4 protein-coding genes are annotated in these 2664 nt (G+C 68.9%); all 4 read left to right on the top strand.

All coding sequences use genetic code 11. The features are described from left to right. On the top strand, positions 1-780 hold a 780-nt coding region (gene phnC, locus ACNPM4_RS19300), incomplete at its 5' end, for a phosphonate ABC transporter ATP-binding protein (RefSeq protein WP_448986843.1). Then, positions 777-1586: a phosphonate ABC transporter, permease protein PhnE gene (phnE, locus tag ACNPM4_RS19295; RefSeq protein ID WP_448986841.1), complete on the top strand. Its 810-nt coding sequence runs from the start codon at positions 777-779 to the stop codon at positions 1584-1586. The genes phnC and phnE (ACNPM4_RS19295), both read left to right, overlap by 4 nt. Then, positions 1583-2455, top strand: a complete 873-nt coding sequence (phnE, locus tag ACNPM4_RS19290) for a phosphonate ABC transporter, permease protein PhnE (protein WP_448986839.1) — start codon at positions 1583-1585, stop codon at positions 2453-2455. The genes phnE (ACNPM4_RS19295) and phnE (ACNPM4_RS19290) overlap by 4 nt, the downstream gene beginning before the upstream one ends. After that, a partial coding sequence (locus ACNPM4_RS19285) for a MurR/RpiR family transcriptional regulator (RefSeq protein ID WP_448986837.1) occupies positions 2436-2664 on the top strand: 229 nt, incomplete at its 3' end. The genes phnE (ACNPM4_RS19290) and ACNPM4_RS19285, both read left to right, overlap by 20 nt.

Genomic DNA, 2664 nt, shown 5'->3' with positions numbered 1-2664 from the left:
GCCTCCGCGTCGTGGTCGATCCGTCTCGACGACGTCTCGGTCACCTATCCCAACGGCACCCGCGCCCTCCGCGGTGTCTCCCTCGACATCGCCGCCGGAGAGATGGTCTCCGTGGTCGGTCTCTCCGGCTCGGGCAAGTCCACGCTGATCCGCACGATCAACGGTCTCGTGCCGGTGACGAGCGGTACAGTCACCGTTGGCCCGCACGCGGTCACCGGCATGCGCGGACGGCGGCTCCGTGAGACCCGAGGGCACATCGGCATGATCTTCCAGGGGTTCAACCTCGCTGATCGGGCCAGCGTCTACCGCAACGTGCTGGTCGGTCGGTTCGCTCACACCGCGACCTGGCGGACCGTGCTCGGCCTGAGCACGGCGCAGGATCGCGAGCTCGCCCTGCGCGCACTCGACTCGGTCGGCATGCTCGAGAAGGTCTGGAACCGCGCCGGCCAGCTCTCCGGAGGCCAGAAGCAGCGCGTCGCGATCGCCCGGGCTCTGACGCAGCAGCCGAGCGTCATGCTCGCCGACGAGCCGGTCGCCAGCCTCGACCCGCCCACCGCGCACGCGGTCATGCACGACCTGCGTCGCGTCAACGTCGAGGAGCACCTCACCGTGCTCGTCAACATCCACCTGATGGATCTGGCACGTCAGTACACGACGCGGATGATCGGCCTGCGGGCCGGCGAGGTCGTCTACGACGGGCCGGCAGCGGATGCCGCAGATCACGACTTCGAGCAGATCTACGGCCGTCCGATCCAGCCGAGGGATGTGCTCGGCGCATGATCACCGAAGCCCGCCCTCTCGTCGTGCCGCCCAAGCCGACATCGAGGCTGCGCACCAGCCTCGTCGTCCTGGCGTTCGCCGCGTTCACCGTCGCCACTTGCATCCCGGCGATCGGCGGCATCGAGCTGGACTTCGGTGCGCTCATCCGCAACTGGGACAACGGATCCGTGCTGCTCGTGCAGTTCCTGCAGCCGGACTTCTCGTTCCTGCCGCGCACGTTCGGGCCCATGCTCGAGACGCTCCAGATGGCCGTGGTCGGCGCGGCGGTCGCCGCGGTGATCTCCGTGCCGCTGACGCTGTGGGCCGCCGCTCCGACCAACCCGAACAGTCCGACCCGCATCGCGGTGCGGACCGTCATCAACGTCATCCGGTCGGTCCCCGATCTCGTGTACGCGACCGTCCTGGTCGCGATGGTCGGCGTCGGCGCGCTGCCCGGTCTGCTCACCCTGCTCCTGTTCGACATCGGCATCATCGTCAAGCTGGTGTCGGAGGCGATCGACTCCACTGATCTGCCGGTCATCGAGGCCGGACGCGCCACCGGCGGCGGCCAGACGCAGATCAACCGCAGCGTCGTGCTGCCGCAGACCTGGCCGCTCTTCGCGAACCAGTGGCTGTACACCCTCGAGCTCAACGTGCGCATCTCGGCGATCCTCGGCATCGTCGGCGCGGGCGGCATCGGCCGGCTCCTCGACGAGCGGCGGGCGTTCTACGCCTACGACGACGTCGCCGTGATCGTGCTCGAGATCCTCGTCGTCGTGGTGCTGATCGAAGTGTTCTCGAACTTCCTGCGGAGGCGATTGGTATGACGCTCTCGACCACCGCGCGGGGCATCGGGCTCGAGCTGCCCCGGCATCCCTCCCGTCTCGTCCCGACCGTCGTCGCCGTCATCGTCGGTGTCGTGGTCCTGGCCGCGGCGGCGGGACTGCCGATCCCGTGGAACGACCTCGGATCGCTGCCAGCGCAGATCGCGCACTACCTGACGCTCATGTTCGCCGACCCGAATTGGGAGAAGCTGCCGCAGGCGCTGTTCGAGACGTGGCGGTCGATCTCGATGGCCTGGATCGGCGCGATCGGCTGCGTGATCGTGTCGATCCCGCTCGGCATGCTCGCCGCGAACAACGTCGGACCCGTCTGGGTGCGGCTGCCGCTCCGCGGACTGTTCGCCGTGATCCGCGCCGTGCCCGAAGTCATCATCGCGCTGCTGCTGCTCACCGTCACCGGGCTCACGCCGTTCACCGGTGCGCTGGCGCTGGCGATCGCCGGCATCGGCACGCAGGCCAAGTGGGTCTACGAGACGGTCGAGTCGGTGCAGGAGGGCGCTTCCGAGGCCGTCAAGGCTGCCGGTGGCAACACAGCGCAGGTGACGCGGTGGGCGCTCTGGCCCGCGGCGGCCCCGACGCTGTTGTCGTTCGCGCTCTACCGTTTCGAGATCAACATCCGCACCTCGGCGGTCCTCGGACTCGTCGGTGCGGGGGGAATCGGCAGCATGCTCGCGAACTACACGAACTTCCGCGAGTGGGATACGGTCGGGATGCTGCTGATCGTGGTCGTCATCGCGACGATGCTGATGGATGCGGTCTCCGGTGCGATCCGCCGCCGGATCATGCGCGGCCCGCGGGTCAAGGCGATCGTGGAACCGAAGAAGGAGCGCGCCGATGTGGCAGGGACCCGCTGAGACGCCGCCGACGGCGCGCATCGCGATGCTGGCTCCGTCGATGCAGCCGAGCGAGCGTCGTGTGGCCGAGGCGATCGCCGCCGACGTCGACCTCTCGATCGAGCGTACGGCGCAGGAGATCGCGGATGCCGTCGAGGTCGGTCGCACGACCGTGGTGCGCACCGCCCAGACCCTCGGCTACGACGGTTACCCGCAGCTGCGGGTGGCGC

It is taken from the genome of Microbacterium umsixpiens, from assembly GCF_053543675.1.
Note: the sequence above shows the minus strand (reverse complement) of the source record. Positions and strands in the feature narration are given on the sequence as shown.